Source organism: Alkalitalea saponilacus (assembly GCF_900168165.1).
Classification (GTDB): Bacteria; Bacteroidota; Bacteroidia; order Bacteroidales; family Marinilabiliaceae; genus Natronoflexus; species Natronoflexus saponilacus.
Map to the genome: position 1 here is coordinate 1 of NZ_FUYV01000024.1, position 18,730 is coordinate 18,730.

Here is an 18,730-nt window from a genome sequence, read left to right on the forward strand (position 1 = left end):
GAAAAAAGAGGAGAGAGAAAAAGCGAAAGCCGGAGATTCAAAATAGGAAATCCGGCTAAACTACAAAGCAGACAAACTCATGTCGTGAGTTTGTCTGCTTTGTGCTTTAATAACAATGCGGTTTTCTATTAAAAATTTAATAGCATGCTATAACTAAAATTATAATTTGCAAGAAACATTATTGCGGTAATACCCCACTATTGAAAGAAGTCAGACTTGCTGCAATGCTTAAATATACTTTCTCTATTTGATTTTAAAGTCAAAAAAGCACTTATCCTCTATAAAACCTTGTAAATTATCACCAATTTTAACGGCACCAACACCTGCCGGGGTTCCCGTGTAAATTAAATCTCCAATTTTCAGAGTAAAATATTTTGAAACATGACTAATAATCTGGTCGATGTTATATATCATATCTCTTGTATTACCCGATTGCCTTACCTCTCCGTTTACATTCAGTGAGAAGTTCAGATTATTTAAATCTGGATAATCTGATTTTGGAACAAAATCAGACAAAACAGCTGAACCATCAAAAGCCTTGCATTTTTCCCATGGCAAGCCTTTGGATCGCAGTTCATCCTGCAGATCCCGTGCAGTGAAATCAACACCCAAAGCAATCTCATCGTAATATCGGTTCGCAAATCTTTCTTCGATGTTTTTCCCTAATTTGTTAATGCGAACGACGACCTCAACTTCAAAATGAAAATCGTTGGCAAAGGAAGGCAGAAAGAACGGATTATTGTTTCTCAATATTGCAGAATCGGGTTTTGAAAAAACAACTGGTTCGGCTGGAAGAGGATTTTTCAACTCTTTGGCATGCTCTTCATAATTACGCCCAATACATAATATCTTCATCGAAAAATGGTTTAAACTGAAACTCTGACACTACTTATTATTAAACTGACGCAGTTTGATACTAGTCAACACCTTTTTAGTGTAAAGCGGGAAATCGCCATTCATCATCCATCCATAATATCCAGGATCTTTCTCCAAAACCTCTGTGACTTTAACCCCCTTATATTTTCCGAAATTAAAAACCTCTTCGTCCTTTTCGTTAAAAATAATACGACCCGCAAAATCAGCGTTTTTATTGTGCGATGAAAATCCCGATAAAAACGAGATGTCGTTTTCCAACTCGCTATATCTTGCTAACTGGCCTTTTAAGACCTCATAGGTGGCTCGAGTATCGGCTTCTGCGCTATGTGCATCCTCAAGCGTTTTATCACAATAGAACTTATATGCAGCCTCAAGCGTTCGCTTTTCCATTTTATGGAAAATGGTCTGCACATCAATAAAGTGGCGCTTCTTCATGTCAAAATCCACCTCTGCTCTGATGAATTCCTCAGCCAAAAGAGGAATATCAAATTTATTGGAATTATAACCTCCTATATCACAACCTTCCATAAATTTAGCAAGCTCCTTGGCAATGGTCTTAAAGGTTGGACAATCCTTCACATCCTCATCATAAATACCATGAATCTCTGATGATCTCTTGGGTATTGGCATTTCAGGGTTTACTCTAAAATGTTTTGATTCTTCTGTTCCATTAGTGTGAATCTTTAAAATTGCAATCTCTACAATCCGATCTGTTGCAATATTAATTCCGGTAGTTTCCAAATCAAAAAAAACAATCGGATTTTTAAGGTTTAATTCCATATCAATATTAGTTTAAGGAAACAAAAATAAACAATCGGTTTACTTTTCCCCAATAATTTGGCATTTTCCACATTTCGTAATTAAATGATTAAAACAATTGTATTTTTCGCCGAACTGTATAAATTTGTATCTAAAGAAACAAAACCTTGGCCTGAATCTGATAATTAGCCTTTTGTTATATAATTAATTTCAACCAAATTGGAATCAATTCTTCAACTTGATACAGACATTCTTATATACTTAAACAGCATAAGAAGTCTACTTTGGGACAATTTTTTCTGGATATATACCAGTACAATCATTTGGGTTCCATTATATGTCGCCATAACTTACGTGCTTTTTAAAAGAATGGGATGGCAGGCAGTTTGGGTTCTGTTGGCAGTTGCTTTAACCATTACCTTGTGTGATCAAATTTCAAGTTCTATATTTAAACCATTGTTTGCACGCCCCCGTCCTACCAGGGAACCACATCTTGAAGGAATACTTCAGCTGATTAACGACTACCGGGCTGGTCGCTTTGGATTTGTTTCCGGACATGCAACCAACTCATTTGGTCTCGCGATTTTCTTGTCTTTAATATTCAGAAAAAAATACTTTGCCATTTTTATTTATGTTTGGGCATCGTTAAATGCCTATTCGCGAATCTATGCAGGAGTTCACTACCCGGGGGATATTCTTGGAGGCATTATCTTAGGAACATTTATTGGTTGGGGTGTATTTAAACTTTACGAGTACATTACCATTCGACACCCAAAAACAAATAGCATTCGGGAAACAAAATTCGGCTCAGAAGTTCAATTTGCCGTTGCTGTTGGTGTATTATCATTTGTAATGATATTCCTCTCTTCTAAAATTCTACTGAAAATCATGAGTTAAAACAAGGCTTAGTTTATGTAAATGTCGTTTGTTCAAAACAGAAGGGCTTATACATTCATAAAATTGGCACAACAAGAGGGATAGAAACGTTGGAAAAGTAAAAGCCCTAAAGGAGTTCAATCCCTTTAAGAGTTGAGTGTTTCGAGTTATTTAGTCTTGAGTTCATTCATAGCTATCAAAACACAAGCTCTATCGAAGTTAATTGGAATATCATACAACCTAAACTAAATCATGTTTAATTAATATTTGTTAATTACAACGGAATTCTTGTTAATTAATTATTAAATACTGAAAGGTTTTACTATCTTTAAAAATAATCAATAACCTTTTTAAAACCTTTCAATCATGAGTACTACCATAACATTTAATCAGCTGAGGAGGATCAAGGATAGCCTCCCAGAAGGCGCAACACGTACGATCGCCGAAAATTTAAACCTCGACGTAGAAACAGTTCGCAACTATTTTGGAGGGGCCAACTACGATCGGGGTAAGAGTGTAGGAATACATATAGAACAAGGGCCCGACGGTGGCATTGTTGAACTAGATGACACCACCATTCTGGATATGGCTCAAGATATCCTGGCTGGAAAAGTTAAAATTACTGTACCTGTATAGAAAAATATAATAGCTTAAAAAACAAAGGGTGAGATTTTGAATCTCACCCTTTGCTTTTTTTTCATCCGAAAATAATTTAGTTAATTAATTGGCCGAATGGAACTTCCATGAGCTGTTATTTTCGTGCTCTTGTTGTGAGTTGCTCACTCATGGGCGTTTCATTTACTATTTTTGCTACTCTTGCGTGATAACACCTCCACTTGAGCTGGAAAAACTGGTAGAAGTCGCATTGCCCTTTAGTGCAACCCGACCTCCAGAACTGGCTTTTGCAACCACCTTCTCAATTACAGTAAAGGAAACATTGCCACCGGAACTAGCAGACAGATCAGCCTCGCGACACTCCATTGATGCACCTGAAATATTACCTCCGCTGCTGGCACTTCCCTTAATCACTTCGGAATTACCCTGTATATTAATGTTGGCACCAGATGAGGCTTCGATGTTCAGAGAGTTACTGTTTATATTCAAACGACAAAAAGCACCGGAGGAAGCCTTTACATAAAGGCCTGTAACTTCAATTAAATCGTCTCCCTTTGCTTGGGCACCTGAAGAAACAGTTAATGTTTCCAACCGTGCAAAAGTAACATAAACCTTAATAGGGCCGGTTCTCGACCTGCGAAACAGTCCTCTTCGCCTGTTATCAACCCCTATTACAAGTTTACCATTTTTAGAATCAGTTTTGATACGATCAATTATAGATTCATTGGCCACAACAACTACAGAGTGCTCATTTCCCTGAGTCATCAATAATTCAATACCGGAACTAACAGCAATCTCGTGAAAAGGAGCCACTTGTCGACTCTGTTCAAGTAGCCTATCATTCTCATTTGTAGCATAAACACATGAGCAAAAACTCACGGTCAAAAACGCGATACTGAATAAAATAAAGTTAATCTTTTTCATATTTTTAATTTTACAGGTCATATAAAACTCGCCAGAAACAATTCCACTTAGTGAGAAACTATTATTCATGGCTCATTTCATGATATTGGATAATTATAATTGTATGACCAGAATTAACATGAAAAAGTTACAGCAAATTATTGAATTATTTTCATCTCGTCAAGTAAGTAGTCTGCCTTGCCATATTTCTCTATCAAAAACAGGGCATAACGTATATCAACCGATATGTTTCGGCATTGATCTGGATTAAACATTAAATCACTCATCACCCCTTCCCAGGCTCGATCAAAGTTAACCCCAATCAATTCTCCCCTGTTGTTTAATACGGGACTTCCGGAATTACCTCCTGTGGTATGGTTTGTGGCAACAAAACATAATGGAAGTGTGCCATCAACTGCGTAATTACCAAACTTTCTGTTTTCATAAAGATATTTTAAGTGCTCCGGCACAAAATAATCAGAAAACGAAGGATCGTACTTTTCAAAAACTCCATCAATGGTTGTTAGATGTTGGTAATAAACACCGTCTCGTGGTTCATAACCTCTCACTGTACCATAAGAAACCCTCATGGTAAAATTCGCATCCGGATAGAAAAGCCTCTCGGGTTCATATTCCTTCATCAGGTTAATATAAACCCTGTTGAGACTGTCGAGTTTTTGCCCGGCACGATTAAAGCCGGGGGTAAGATTAAAATAGTAGAAATCGCGCAATGATCTGAACAATACATATGCAGGATCCTTTCTATAATCAAGACGGGTGTCGTATGTGACGCTTTCTAACCACTCTTTGGTCTTCTCTTCATTTGTAAAAACAGAGTTTTTAAACAAATCATCAACAAAGGCTTCAAAATCCCCATCAAACTTTTCAAAGATCAACTCAAAAACATCGGGATTATATTTAGGATACATTTCAGAAAAAAACATATTCAAAAGACTAATGGTCATCTCCCTATCCAACGGTTTATAAAAATCCCTGAAATGCTCTGAAATCGAAGCTCTGAGGTTTTCTTTAACCTCATCAGGAATTCCATTATCGTCCCCTATTAATGCTAAGCGGTCAAAAACACCAGAGAATCTGACAGTTTCCATTCCTGTTCGACCGATCATCTCTAAAATATAATCACGCCCCAGCCGATAGTATGAGAAATCAGTGTATAGAGAATCATACAGATCTAATATTATTGCGTGTTCATCGCTGATCAACTCGTTGGATAAAATCCAGTTTCGGAGACTTTTTTCATAATCCTGTTTCTTTTCTACAGCATTTAAAATTCCGAGTCCTCTGATTTCTCCCTGCCACCTTTTCCAAGCATTAGATACGGAGGAGTGTTTACTGGCATAGGCAATTCTTACCGCGGCATCCTGCTCCATGTAGGAATCCATAATGTTAAGTTTATGAGTTCTTACGCCTATCAATGGAGGATAAATATCCTTTGTCAGCATCTTTAGATGCTGAGATGGAACGTATTGTTCAGTTCTTCCAGGATACCCCATCACCATCGTAAAATCACCTTCTTCAACCCCCTGAAGAGAAATCGGGAAAAAATATTTTGGTTTGTATGGTACGTTTTCAGAAGAATACTCTGCCGGAAGATTATTTTCACAAGCATATACTCTGAAAAAAGCAACGTCACCGGTATGCCTTGGCCACATCCAATTGTCGGTATCTCCCCCGAATTTCCCAATTGATGAAGGAGGGGCTCCAACCAAGCGGACATCGGTAAACACCTCATTAACCATTAGAAAAAACTGATTGCCATTAAAAAATGATTCAACGCGTCCCACATAATGAGTTCCATCAATGGCTTTAGCAATAATACGTTCAATATTTGAATCAATGGAATCCTTACGTTGTCTCATGGTCATTTCATTTGTTACATTCTGCAAAACATCAGTGGTGACATCTTCCATTCTGCGCAAAAACGTAACGCGAAGATTCGGATTCACAAGTTCATCCTCGCGGGACATGGCCCAAAAGCCATCTGTCAAATAATCTTGTTCAACAGAACTATGACTTTGAATTACACGATGTCCGCAGTGGTGGTTGGTAATTAATAATCCTTCAGGGCTAATCATCGATCCTGTACACCCGGCTCCGAATATCACAACCGCATCATGCATGCTTTTTTCATTAATGTTGTAGATGTCATCGGCAGTTAGTTCAAAACCTTTCTCCTGCATTTCTGTCAGGTTGAACTGTTCTATAAGAACAGGTATCCACATGCCTTCACGGGCATGTGAATGATTTAATATTAAATGAAATAACAAAAATGTAAGAGATAGATATTTGATCATATTAAAAATTTTTAAGTTCATCATAAAGTCTGTCCACAGGTAAACCAACCACATTGAAATAAGAACCATTAATTCTCGAAATCCCAATTAGGCCAATCCATTCCTGAATACCATAAGCTCCTGCTTTATCCATGGGCTGATAATTCTCTACATAATAATTGATTTCATCTTCACTGAGTTGTTTAAACCAAACCTCAGTAACAGAAGAAAAAGCAACTTCTTTGGAACAGCTCTTTAATACAACACCGGTAATAACACGGTGTTTTTTGCCGCATAGTTTACTTAGCATTAATTTGGCAGAATTCTTATCCAACGGTTTGTTTAAAACCTCATTTTGGAGGCAAACAATGGTATCGGCAGTAATGACAACATTTCCGGGCTTCGTCCAAAAGGCTTCATAAGCCTTTTGTTTTTTCTTAGCTAGCCAAACAGGAACTTCTTCCACAGAAATCCCCTCCTCCACCTCTTCATTAATATCGGGTATTACTTTAACTTCAAACTTAATTCCAGTCATTGACAACAGCTCCTGTCGACGGGGAGATTGAGAGGCCAAAATGATATGATGTGAATTTACTTCGTTAATCATTTCTAAGAATAACGCGATATCGGATTAAACAAAAAAGGTACGTGCGACCAATATAAACAGAATACCAAACAGCATGGTAAGTTTGCTAAGTTGAGAAGCCTGATGATAGTGTTTTGTTTCCTGAGCGGAATAAATACGGGCTGCTATCAACAAGTAAGGCAATGTGAGTAATAAGACAAAATAGGCGAGAGTGATGTCACTTTGATTTAATTCAGGTACCACAGCATATATAACCCAAAGAAATATGACTGATGCCAGTGAAAGTATAACAACGATTGTTTTGGTGTACCCCATTCCCATTTCAATTGGCAGGGTGTGACATCCGGCAATTTTGTCGCCTTTTACATCCTCCATATCCTTAATAATTTCACGACCAAGGTTGCTGATGAACGCAAAAAATGCAAAACCTGTGGTCCAAAACCAGGCCATGGAACAAGCTTCGGTTTCGAGAATGGCATCACCATGAATACGCGCAAGAGCTGCAAATTCTAATGAAACCACAAAATATGCAACCAAAGCAGTCAAGAGGGAAATGATAAGATTACCCAGAATCATCTGCTTCTTAAGCGTGGTGGAATAATACCACAAAAGAAAAGGAAGCAAAATAAACATGAGGGCATAAGTCTCTTTTCTAGTTATATAAGCCAAAAAGAGGCCGGTAAACACCCCTATAAACGTAAAAATAACATGAAACAACAACACCGTGCGCCTCTGAAACACATAACCAACAACCACTTTGTCAGGTCGGTTTACGCGGTCAATGCGTAAATCAAAGTAGTCATTAATCACATATCCCGATGCGGCCAAAAAAACGGTAGCTATAACAAGAAGTAGAAATCTCAAATCCGATAAAGCCGGAACAATATCATAGAATTCCAGCATAGGCAAAAGGAGGCCGTAACGCAGAAGATATTGCAATAAAACAATTATTACCAAGTTCTTAAACCTGATTAATCTAAGAAATGCCATCATCGGTATGTGTTGTTTAGTTTTAATTACCAGGTTACAACTTTCCCCCATTTTCCCTGGGCTCTTAAAACCTGCTCAATTACATCCCTCACACATCCGTCCCCTCCTCTTTTGTCGCTTATATATCGTGAAATTGACTTGATCTCTTCAACAGCATCGGAAGGACAGACAGGAACCCCAACTTTAGTCATCACTTCATAATCGGGTAAATCATCTCCCATGTATAGAATTTCATCAGCGTTGAGCCCTCTAAGCTGAATCCAGTCGTTTAAATCCTCTATTTTATTGGCCGATGCCATATAAATATCCTTTATTCCAAGATTTTGATACCTGAGCTTAACCGATTCTGTGTTTCCACCGGTAATGATTGCAACAGAATAACCTAATTTAACAGCCTTTTGAATGGCAAATCCATCCTTTATGTTGGCAGTTCTCATTGGCTCTCCTGAAGGATGCATGGGAATTACATCAAAACTTAAAACGCCATCAACATCAAAAGCAAGTGCTTTAACCTTATTCAGATCTTCTTTAAAATTACCCATAAATATAGTTTTGAGACGAAATTACATAATTAAGTTCAATTTCGTTCAGAATTTCGCTCCGTTTCATATGTACGGATAATACTTTCTGATATCAAAGCATAAATATCATGATGAAAAGTTTCACCATTAAGCGACTCCTGATGCAATTGTATAACCTGCTTATCGTTTCTTCTTGCAGGACCTGTTTGTGCATGAACAGGTTTTATTGATAAGGCTTTTCTTGTAGTTTCACTAATTAGCGGTTCCAATAACGAAAACTCCATGCCCTGCTTTTCAAGCAAGTCATCGGCCAACACATAAAGATGGTTCACAAAATTGCAGGCAAAAACCGCAGCAATATGCAATGCCTTCCTGTGTTCGCCATTAGCCTTTTGAACCCTGGTACTGATGTGCTGAGCTACTTCGATGATTACATTTTTGCTGTGAGAGATATTCCCTTCAATCAATACAGGAACTTTCTTAAAATCCAACTCCTTATCTTTGGTAAAAGTCTGAAACGGATAAAAGACACCATACAAATTAAACCTGTTCAGAACTTCCATTGGGACACTCCCGGCCGTATGCACGACCACACCTTTAACCAAAGGCATTTCATGGGCTATGGTTTCGATCGCTCCATCGGAAACCGATAAGATATACATATCGGAAGTAACATCCATCTGCTTTAAATTATCTATGGCAGATGCTTCCACCATACCGGCTAAAACTTCAGCATTGACAATATCGCGACTATACACCTGAACAATCGAAAAACCAGCATTTTTCAAAGCAATGGCTAAATGTGTTGCAACATTTCCTGCACCGATGAGTATAATTTTATTAATCTCCATATTAGTGATCTGTTAATCAGTGAACAGTAATCAGTGAACAGGCAGAATAGTTATATCTTTTTACCCTTTCACCCTTTTACCCTTTATCCCTTTAACCATCTATCCATTTTATCCTAATTGCCCTGCCAACATTACAACCATTCCCTCTTCCATCAATTTCGTCTTCGTCTTGGTTGACGGTTTCTCAAATCAATCTCATCGTAAAACACCCAACGGTTATTTTCAAAGCGCAATCCGTTATGAGAAAAATCCGGACCCATATACCTTGGATCGTCGGGATAGAAAGGGTCAAACGATGAAAGATTGTCCATCACGATCATACGTTCGTTTCTATCAAATCGCAACATCATATTTGCACGAACACTATACTCAAAAACCATTCGGTTTTTGATATCACGTCCCTGCATAAAAATAGGTTTTCCAAAAACCGGATGGCCATCATCACCAAACGACAAGACATCAATTACTCGAATTTTTGTGAATGCATTATGAGCATTATATCCCAAAAGCGTATAAATGATTTTTCCACTCACTGTTTGTTCAATAACATCGTAGTAAACAGCTCCGAACCATTCAGTTGGCAAGTGCATTTCGCGCTCAGGGTTTTTAGTATGCCGATGCCTGTCGTGGAGTTCGAAAACGTTGATCTGGTCATTATCTAAAACAGCAACAAGACCGTAAGAGGCATTATCTCCATTAAAGTAAGCAATGTTCCATGTACAAATTTTCACCTTTTGGTTACTTGATATTAAGGTGGACATCCTGTCAAACCCTTTAAAATCGTCAGTATGCAGTTCTTCTACTTCAAGAACGCTTTTTAAGCGTTCTCTAATCTTTTCACTTAACAGCTCCTTTTCGGTATCTTCTGTAGTCGCAACCAATTTGTGAAATAAAATTTTCAGCTCTAAATCGGGAATATACCTGATCTCCTCACCATGATTGAAAAATCGCATCCCATTTACCCACTGATGGCCATCTATGAGCACAAACTCTGAGGATAAATCACTTCCAATATCGGGTGTGGTTTCCGTTTCAATGTGAAACAAACGGAATTGATCATTCTTATGCTTAATTAAAAAAATTAGTCGGGAATTGATATAGCGATATGGCAAAACACCGGCAAGAACTAAGATGGAAGAATCGGAGTTAAATCGTGAGATCCAATCATCCGGAAGAAAATCATCCAGATTATCTAGCGTTAAATCAACGGAACGTTGATTTAAATTGGTAATGAATTGCGCGTATCTGAAATTCTTTTCGTTGTCATCAAATGAACTCATCTGACTCCATTGCTCAGGGAACGAGTCAACACTTGCATGAATTTCCGAACCATAGGTTACAACCAACAAAAACAAAGACAATGTCCGAATCACCATTTCATATTATTTAAATATCAAACCAAAATCTTGGTTCGTTTTAATCAAATATCAAACCAAAATTAATATAAAAAGTCAGCTTTAATATAATCATTAACGGTTAAAAAAACAGAATCATATAAGCTGGTCTATTTTATTTATATGTTTTTATTTATATATTTGCATTTTTACATTTATCTACAATCTAATAAATTTAACAATAAATATATGGAGGGAGAAAAACCAAAAAAGCGCATGCAAATCGCAAAACCGATCATATTTGTTTTTGTAGGAGGTATCATGGGGTTTCTATATTACAATTTTATTGGTTGTAATGGCGGCTGTTCAATTACTTCAACTCCGGTAAACAGCATAATAACCGGTGCCTTGCTTGGCGGAATATGGGGAATAAAATAACGAAATCGTGATTTTTGTTATTTAAACTCATAAAGATTTATTGTAACTTTTTTCCATAAAAAAACATTGAATTTATGGAAAAGATGCGCGCATTGGTAAAAGCAAAACCCGAGCCGGGAATATGGATGCAGGAGATTCCGGTACCGGAACCCGGGCATAATGACGTTCTGATAAAAATAACAAAAACATCTATTTGCGGAACTGACTTGCATATATATAATTGGGATGAATGGGCGCAAAACAACATTAAAACACCTATGACCATAGGTCATGAATATGTTGGTTATGTGGCCAAAAAAGGTTCGGAAGTAAAGAATGTAAAGGAAGGCGATCGCGTAACCGGAGAAGGCCATATAGCATGCGAACACTGCCGAAACTGCAGACGAGGTCGTCAGCATATTTGTGAAAAGACCATTGGAATTGGAGTAAACATAAACGGTGCATTTGCCGATTATGTGCTTGTTCCATCGAACAACGTGATGAAAATCAGCTCAAAAATTCCTGATGAGATTGTCTCAATCATGGATCCTTTTGGCAATGCAACACATACGGCACTATCTTTCCCTCTTATTGGCGAAGATGTTTTGGTTACGGGAGCCGGATTAATTGGAAGCATGTGCGTGGCCGTAGCAAAGTTCGCCGGAGCCAGATATGTTGTAGCCACCGAACTAAATGGTTATAGAGCCAGCCTTGCAAAAAAAATGGGTGCCACCAAAGTCATTAATCCAAAAGAAGAGAATCTTTCTGATGTAATTAAAGAGCTTGGAATGATAGGTTTTGATATTGGTCTTGAGTGTTCCGGATCCACCGCCGCGTTTAATCAGATGCTCGATCACATGTACAATTCAGGCAAAATTGCACTGTTGGGAATTTTACCTGCCAAAACCATGGTAGACTGGAATAAGATGATTTTTAAAGGACTGACTTTAAAAGGAATTTATGGCAGAGAGATGTTTGAAACATGGTATCATATGGAACAGATGTTGATGTCAGGATTAGACATTTCTCCTTTAATCACTCACCGGTTCAACATTGATGAATATCAAAAAGGATTTGATATCATGCAAACAGGAAATTGCGGGAAAGTGATTTTAAACTGGGAGTGATATAAAATAATCAAGCAGGATTAATTCTTGAATTAATCCTGCTTGATACATGTTTTTTATAATCTACTTTTTGCTTTCAACCCATTTTCGGGCATTAACAAAAGCCTCCAGCCATGGTGTCACCTCATCATTTTTTCGATTGCTTGGATAATGCGCCCATTGCCATGGGAAAACAGCCCGCTCCAAGTGAGGCATCATTGCAAGATGGCGACCATTTGCTGAACAAATGCCAGCTACATTATAATCGCTTCCGTTTGGATTGGCCGGATACCCTTCATAACCGTAATAACCAATTACATTGTAGGCGCTTTTGTCCATTGGTAGTTTGAATTTTCCTTCCCCATGAGCAATCCAAATCCCGAGACGACTTCCAGACAAAGAGTTAAACATGACAGAATTATTGTCCGGGATTACCATATTTACAAAACCGGATTCAAACTTATGCGATTCGTTATGCAACATTTTAGGTTTCTGCTCGTGCTCCGGATAAACCAATCCAAGTTCCACCATCAGCTGACAACCGTTACAAACTCCTAAACTTAAAGTGTTTTCTCTTTCATAAAAAGCATTAAGTGATTTCTTTGCAGCATCGTTATATAGAAACGCTCCAGCCCAACCTTTGGCTGAACCTAATACATCGGAGTTACTAAAACCACCTACAAAAACAATAAAATCAATATCTGCAAGAGTTTCACGACCGGTAATCAAATCAGTCATATGAACATCCACCACATCGAATCCGGCAAGATAAAGAGAATAAGCCATTTCTCTGTCCCCATTGACTCCCTTTTCACGAATGATGGCAGCTTTTGCATTACGCTTACCACTTTCGGGCAGAGCGTCCAGTTTAAGTGAATTCAAAGATCCTTTGAATTCTTTATCAATTTTAAACGATAGCGGTTGTAATTTGTAATTTTCGAAACGTGCAGCAGCTTGTTCTGCTCCACTCTGTTTTCGATCCAGAAGGTATGAAGTTTTATACCACAGATCACGCATTTCATCGATATTAATTGAGATATTGTCTCCTTTACCTTCAATTATCAAATTACGATCTTTAATTGGTTTACCAATTAAAGTATATTCAATTTCGTATTTCTCAAGAATAGATGCGACAGCTTTTTCATCTTCAACCTGAATGATCACTCCGGGATTCTCTGAAAAAAGAATTTTAACAACATCCTCTTCCTCGAACACCGAAAGATCTGCTTTAATACCATAACTTGTGTTGGCAAAACACATTTCAAGTAAAGCCGTAACAAGACCTCCAGCTGATATATCATGTCCAGCGAGAATCAGACCGTTTTTAATCAGCTCCTGAATTGCAGCAAATCCTTGTGAAAAATATTCAACGTCTGTAACCGTGGGCGTTTCATTCCCCAATTGATTGAGAATTTGGGCAAAACTACTTCCACCAAGTTTCAATCCATCGAATGACAAATCAACATGTAACAGTTTGGTGTCACTGTTCCTTACTAATACAGGTTCAACAACTTTTCGAATGTCACTCACTTCGCCCACTGAGCTTACGATAACCGTACCCGGTGAAAAAACCTGATCTCCATCCTTGTATTTTTGAGTCATGGACAGAGAATCCTTTCCCGTGGGAACGTTGATTCCCAAATCAGTAGTAAAATCACTGAGAGCCTCAACAGCTTTGTACAAACGTGCATCTTCACCCTTGTTTTTACAAGGCCACATCCAGTTCGCACTTAAACTCACCCCTTTAAGTCCATGTGTTAATGGTGCCCAAACAAGGTTTGTAAGAGCCTCAGCTACAGAAAGCACGGATCCCGCAGCAGGATCAATCAGCGCAGGAGCCGGTGCATGTCCGATGGATGTAGCAACTCCTTCAATTCCACGATAATCAATAGAGGTAACCCCAACGTTGTTTAAAGGAAGTTGGATCTCCCCGGCACATTGTTGTTTGGCAACGCGTCCGGTAACCGAGCGGTCAACTTTATTGGTAAGCCAATCCTTACAAGCAACAGCCTCCAGTTGAAGCACATCCTTAATATATTGCTCTATTTGAGATACATCATAGTTTAAACCGGAAAAGTTATCCTCAACCGTTTCATCATTCATGATGGTTTTTGGAGGGTTTCCAAACATATCGGCCAATTGCCAATTGATAGGTGCATTTCCTTTGGAGTCCTCAAACTTAAGATGCATATCGCCAGTAGTTTCACCCACTACGTACATAGGTGAACGTTCTCTTTCGGCAACTCTCTTTAAATCTTCAATATCCTTTTCATTTAAGACCAATCCCATTCTCTCCTGCGATTCATTACCAACAATCTCGCGAGCAGAAAGAGTTGGGTCTCCAACAGGCAATTTATCAAGGTGAATGGTACCTCCTGTGGTTTCGACCAATTCTGAAAGGCAATTTAAGTGGCCACCGGCTCCATGATCATGAATGGAAACGATTGGATTCTCATCCCTCTCTACCATAGCACGTATGGCATTCATGGCTCTTTTCTGCATTTCGGGATTTGAACGCTGAACAGCGTTCAATTCAATGCTGTTGTCATATTCACCTGTAGCAACAGAAGATACTGCTCCTCCCCCCATTCCAATCCGGTAGTTATCTCCTCCAAGTACAACAACTTTATCACCTTTCGAAGGATCGTCCTTTAAACTATCACTTTTTCTTGCAAAACCAATTCCTCCTGCAAGCATGATCACTTTATCAAAAGCAAATTTCTTTTGATTCTCGAAATGCTCAAAAGTAAGAACAGATCCACAAATCAGAGGTTGACCAAATTTGTTACCAAAATCACTAGCTCCATTCGAAGCTTTTACAAGAATTTGTTCAGGCGTTTGATAAAGCCAAGGCCTTTCAGGAATATTTTTCTCCCAATCTCTTCCTCCATCGGGACGCGGATAACTTGTCATGTACACAGCAGTTCCGGCTAACGGCAGAGACCCTTTCCCTCCTGCCAGACGGTCACGAATTTCTCCTCCTGTACCAGTAGCTGCTCCGTTAAAAGGTTCAACCGTTGTCGGGAAATTGTGTGTTTCCGCTTTTAGTGATATAACCGTTTCAATCTCTTTCTCAGTAAATAAATCAGGCTTGTCTTGTGTTTTGGGCGCAAATTGACTCGCAACAGGTCCCTGTATAAAGGCTACATTATCTTTGTAAGCAGAAATCAGATAATTTGGATTCTCTTTTGAAGTGCGCTTAATCAACTGAAAAAGAGAACTCTGTTTCTCTTCTCCATCGATGATAAATATCCCATTAAAGATTTTATGACGACAGTGTTCTGAATTAACTTGTGAGAAACCGAAAACCTCACTATCAGTTAATTTTCGCCCAAGACGTTTACTTAGGTCATTCAGATAACTGATTTCATCAGTACTTAAAGCAAGTCCCTCTTTTTGATTGTAGGCAGAAACATCTTCAATGTATACAATCTCATCGGGCTTTTTGTTGATATCAAAAAGAGTTTGATCTATGCCATAATACATTTTCTGCAACATAGGATCAAATGTTGCTTCGGCACTTTCAACACCGAAAAGCTCTTCAATCCTCAAAATTCCGGAGATGCCCATATTTTGAGTTATCTCAACAGCATTTGTACTCCAGGGAGTTATCATTTCCCGTCGGGGTCCAACAAAAAAACCTTCCAGATTACCAACATCCAGAAGTTTTGCATTACTGAATAACCATTCCAGTTTTTGAATATCTTCATCAGACAGTTGCCCCTTAACATGCACTGCCAAAACCTGATTGGAGTTACCCCCGAAAAAAAGAACCATGAATTATGCTTTTATTTTGGATTAATTTCTGTGGAATTCGATGCAAATTTAATCAATTGCAATTGTATGCCAACATAAAAAGATGAAAAACAAAAAATCTCTCTCATATATGCATAATAATCAAGGTACTCTTCCTTATTCGTTATCGTTCCACGGCACCTTTGGTGATCTGTAGAAGTTAATCCCTTTGGCTTTTAACCTTTCACCATGCTTGGCCAGTCGGAATTTGTATTCATCCCAATTTCTCTGATCCATATCAGCCCATGCAATTTCTGCAATACCGGGAAGTCTTGGAAAAACCATATATTCAATGTCCTCCATGGTTTCAACTGTTTCAGTCCATAATGGAGACTCAACACCAATAATAAATTCTTCCGGCACTCCATCAATGAAAGTAGTTGGATCCCAATTATAAGCCTCATCAACCTCAGTGTAACCAGCCCAGTTTAAACCAAGTACAGTGGTTGAATCGTATTTCATATCTAGGTAAGCATGTTTGGCAGGAGACATTATGATACGAGCATTCTGTTCAATAGCTAGACGGGCATTTTCCGGACTGGCCCATAACTGCACTATAGAGGTTGGCGAAAGATCAGCCGTAGCGATTTCATCCCAACCAATCATTGTTAAGCCATAGGAATTTATGATATCCTGAGCACGATTAATAAAATAGACATAGTCATCTTTAGGTGTTACGTGGGATTCATCACCCCCAATATGGAAAAAGGAACCATTAATCAATGCTGCTATCTCTCTTACAACATCATCTACAAATTGATAGGTAATTTCTTTCCTGGTGGCAAGAGTACTAAATCCCACTTCCATTCCAGTGTAAAGTTCGCGAGCCACACCATCCTCGTTTAATTCAGGATAGGATGCCAGTGCAGCATTGGTATGCCCGGGCATGTCTATTTCTGGAATTACAGTAATATACCTTTCGTCAGCATATTTCACGATCTCCAAGAACTCCTCCTGGGTATAATACCCCCCTTCACCTCCTCCAACTTGTGTTGATCCACCAATTTCTGTAAGCTTTGGCCATGATTTGATTTCCAATCTCCACCCCTGATCATCTGACAAATGCATATGGAACCGATTCATTTTATATGCCGCCATAAAGTCGATAAACCTTTTCACATCATCTACATCAAAAAAATGTCTGCTTACATCAAGCATGGCTCCACGGTGTTCATATCTTGGGTAATCTCTGATTACTCCAGTACCAATTAACCAACGTTCGGATTGCACATCATTCATTTCAATTTGCACCGGGAAGAGTTGGCGAAGTGTTTGCAATCCCCAGAATAATCCTACAGGTTTATTGGCATTTAACCGAACATGATCATCATCTACAAATAATTCATATCCTTCTTCTCCCAGTTCAGGAAAATCATCCACTAATAAAACTAAAGACTCTTCAATTGATTGACCAGATTTTTGAAAAACCGGAACATCAAAACCGGAAGATTTTCTTAAAAGCTCTGCAAAAATCTCTGCACTCCTCATTACTTCATCGTGTTCAGAATCGACCATGATTCTGAAGGATTGCGTTACTTCAAATGCTCCAAAGGCCGGGATTATTTCTTTTGGAACCGGAATCAAATCGGCATTCGATATGTCTATTTTAGGAACTTTATTGCAGGAAATTCCAATTAAAAGAATTGCGAATAAAGGAAAAGCAAGATTTAGAATGTTTGCAGAGTTTTTATTCATAGCTTAAAATTTATTTGGTTAACCATATAAATTTAATGAAATTCTTCGATTTTCATTAAAAATTATTGCATGATTCCAAACTACAAAGATCCACGAATAATGAGATTGGATGGATTCTTTATTTCAACCTTTTCCCTGGAAATAATCATTCTTGCAAGATTCTCACCCATAGCCTTAAAGTCGGTAGAAATAGTTGTAATGCCATCAGCTATAATCTCTTTTAGGCCATAATCATTCAGTGAAATAATCCCAACATCATCTCCTATTATGTAATTCTCTCTTCGGCAATGCTTTACCAGAAAAACCAAATCCCGATCATTTGGCATGATGTAAACATGCCCCCTTAAAACATCGGACTCAGTTAAACCTGATATTACATCATTACTAAAATTAAAATCCTCACAAAACTTCTTAAATCCGTTAAAAAAACCTCTTGGTTCCTTTCCTCCCGGGTAAACAAGAATCAATCGATTATACTTTTTCAGAAGTTCTAACCCTTGCCGCAAACCGTTATATATATCTTCATCAAAAGACTGGTATATCGACGGATATTCGCCCTTTAACGATACCGGCAACTGATCGAGTATGAACACCTTATCGAGCGGAAGCTTTTTAATTGATAAATGTGCATTGGGTAAAAGTGCAGGCATTACCACATAATTAGTATAGTTTCCTAGCTGATTTGTTATGATAGAATCAAAAACCTCATCATTAAAATGGTGAAAAAAGATATCAATCTGAGCCCTCCCGGCTATAGTGGTAATAAAAGCATTATACAAATCTTCCTTAAACCCGTTAAACTCATCAAACAACAGTAATATACGTAAATCATGGTTAACATCAGTACTTTCAATATAATACCCTTTACCTGGAACACTTTTCAACACACCCCTGGATTTTAACTCATTATAGGCAAGCAACACAGTATCGCGAGATAGGCTATTCCGTTGAGCAATGTCATTTACAGAGGGGAGTTTGTCGCCCCGTTTAAAAAAACCTTCACGTACCTTGTAAATAACCGAATCAATGATCTGACGGTATTTAGCATGAGCCGATGCTTTATTGACCTGAATTATATTTCGATTCATTTAAAACAGTTAAATATTTTGTAA

General features: G+C 38.2%; 16 protein-coding genes. 4 read left to right on the forward strand and 12 right to left on the reverse strand.

Features of this window, described 5'->3' with window-relative positions; all coding sequences use genetic code 11:
* Positions 1-243: 243 nt before the first annotated feature.
* The gene (locus B5X70_RS15790; protein ID WP_079558878.1) at positions 244-855 is read right to left on the reverse strand and encodes a fumarylacetoacetate hydrolase family protein; all 612 of its coding nucleotides are present in this window, start codon (positions 853-855) and stop codon (positions 244-246) included.
* Positions 856-885: 30 nt separating this feature from the next.
* Positions 886-1,656 carry a 3'-5' exonuclease gene (locus B5X70_RS15795; RefSeq protein ID WP_079558879.1) on the reverse strand — a complete coding sequence of 257 codons (771 nt, stop codon included), beginning with the start codon at positions 1,654-1,656 and terminating at the stop codon, positions 886-888.
* A gap of 198 nt (positions 1,657-1,854) precedes the next feature.
* Here B5X70_RS15795 and B5X70_RS15800 point away from each other — a divergent pair, with 198 nt between their 5' ends.
* Entirely contained in the window at positions 1,855-2,532 is a 678-nt protein-coding gene (locus B5X70_RS15800) for a phosphatase PAP2 family protein (RefSeq protein WP_079558880.1), read from the forward strand.
* Between the two features lie 345 nt (positions 2,533-2,877).
* The gene (locus B5X70_RS15805; RefSeq protein ID WP_079558881.1) at positions 2,878-3,147 is read left to right on the forward strand and encodes a DNA-binding protein; all 270 of its coding nucleotides are present in this window, start codon (positions 2,878-2,880) and stop codon (positions 3,145-3,147) included.
* A 174-nt stretch (positions 3,148-3,321) separates the two neighbouring features.
* Here B5X70_RS15805 and B5X70_RS15810 read toward each other — a convergent pair whose 3' ends face one another.
* The 7 genes from B5X70_RS15810 to B5X70_RS15840 all read right to left on the reverse strand — a co-directional run bounded on the left by B5X70_RS15810 (position 3,322) and on the right by B5X70_RS15840 (position 10,647).
* Positions 3,322-4,050 (reverse strand): head GIN domain-containing protein, encoded by a 729-nt coding sequence (locus B5X70_RS15810; protein WP_157666522.1) that lies wholly within the window; start codon positions 4,048-4,050, stop codon positions 3,322-3,324.
* Positions 4,051-4,187: 137 nt separating this feature from the next.
* On the reverse strand, positions 4,188-6,344 hold the full coding sequence (locus B5X70_RS15815; protein WP_088328672.1) for a S46 family peptidase: 2,157 nt from the start codon (positions 6,342-6,344) through the stop codon (positions 4,188-4,190).
* A 1-nt stretch (position 6,345) separates the two neighbouring features.
* Positions 6,346-6,930, reverse strand: a complete 585-nt coding sequence (locus tag B5X70_RS15820; RefSeq protein ID WP_079558883.1) for a Maf family nucleotide pyrophosphatase — start codon at positions 6,928-6,930, stop codon at positions 6,346-6,348.
* A gap of 24 nt (positions 6,931-6,954) precedes the next feature.
* A complete protein-coding gene (locus B5X70_RS15825) occupies positions 6,955-7,902 on the reverse strand; it encodes a geranylgeranylglycerol-phosphate geranylgeranyltransferase (RefSeq protein ID WP_232468324.1) in 948 nt (315 codons plus the stop codon).
* 23 nt (positions 7,903-7,925) lie between these two features.
* Positions 7,926-8,441, reverse strand: coding sequence for a KdsC family phosphatase (locus tag B5X70_RS15830; protein WP_079558884.1), 516 nt, complete (start codon positions 8,439-8,441; stop codon positions 7,926-7,928).
* Positions 8,442-8,476: 35 nt separating this feature from the next.
* Positions 8,477-9,271, reverse strand: coding sequence for a Rossmann-like and DUF2520 domain-containing protein (locus B5X70_RS15835; RefSeq protein WP_079558885.1), 795 nt, complete (start codon positions 9,269-9,271; stop codon positions 8,477-8,479).
* A 152-nt stretch (positions 9,272-9,423) separates the two neighbouring features.
* Positions 9,424-10,647: a hypothetical protein gene (locus B5X70_RS15840; protein ID WP_079558886.1), complete on the reverse strand. Its 1,224-nt coding sequence runs from the start codon at positions 10,645-10,647 to the stop codon at positions 9,424-9,426.
* A gap of 207 nt (positions 10,648-10,854) precedes the next feature.
* On the opposite strand from B5X70_RS15840, the gene B5X70_RS15845 reads away from it, so the two are divergent.
* Together B5X70_RS15845 and tdh are read left to right on the forward strand one after the other, a co-directional pair.
* Complete coding sequence (locus B5X70_RS15845; RefSeq protein ID WP_079558887.1) at positions 10,855-11,043, forward strand: hypothetical protein; 189 nt, start codon at positions 10,855-10,857, stop codon at positions 11,041-11,043.
* A 74-nt stretch (positions 11,044-11,117) separates the two neighbouring features.
* On the forward strand, positions 11,118-12,149 hold the full coding sequence (gene tdh / locus B5X70_RS15850) for an L-threonine 3-dehydrogenase (RefSeq protein ID WP_232468323.1): 1,032 nt from the start codon (positions 11,118-11,120) through the stop codon (positions 12,147-12,149).
* A 63-nt stretch (positions 12,150-12,212) separates the two neighbouring features.
* Here tdh and purL read toward each other — a convergent pair whose 3' ends face one another.
* From purL to B5X70_RS15865, 3 genes are all read right to left on the reverse strand, one after another.
* A complete protein-coding gene (purL, locus tag B5X70_RS15855) occupies positions 12,213-15,905 on the reverse strand; it encodes a phosphoribosylformylglycinamidine synthase (RefSeq protein ID WP_079558888.1) in 3,693 nt (1,230 codons plus the stop codon).
* Between the two features lie 135 nt (positions 15,906-16,040).
* A complete protein-coding gene (locus B5X70_RS15860; protein ID WP_079558889.1) occupies positions 16,041-17,618 on the reverse strand; it encodes a beta-N-acetylhexosaminidase in 1,578 nt (525 codons plus the stop codon).
* Positions 17,619-17,698: 80 nt separating this feature from the next.
* Positions 17,699-18,706 carry a GntR family transcriptional regulator gene (locus B5X70_RS15865; protein ID WP_079558890.1) on the reverse strand — a complete coding sequence of 336 codons (1,008 nt, stop codon included), beginning with the start codon at positions 18,704-18,706 and terminating at the stop codon, positions 17,699-17,701.
* Between the last annotated feature and the right edge of the window lie 24 nt (positions 18,707-18,730).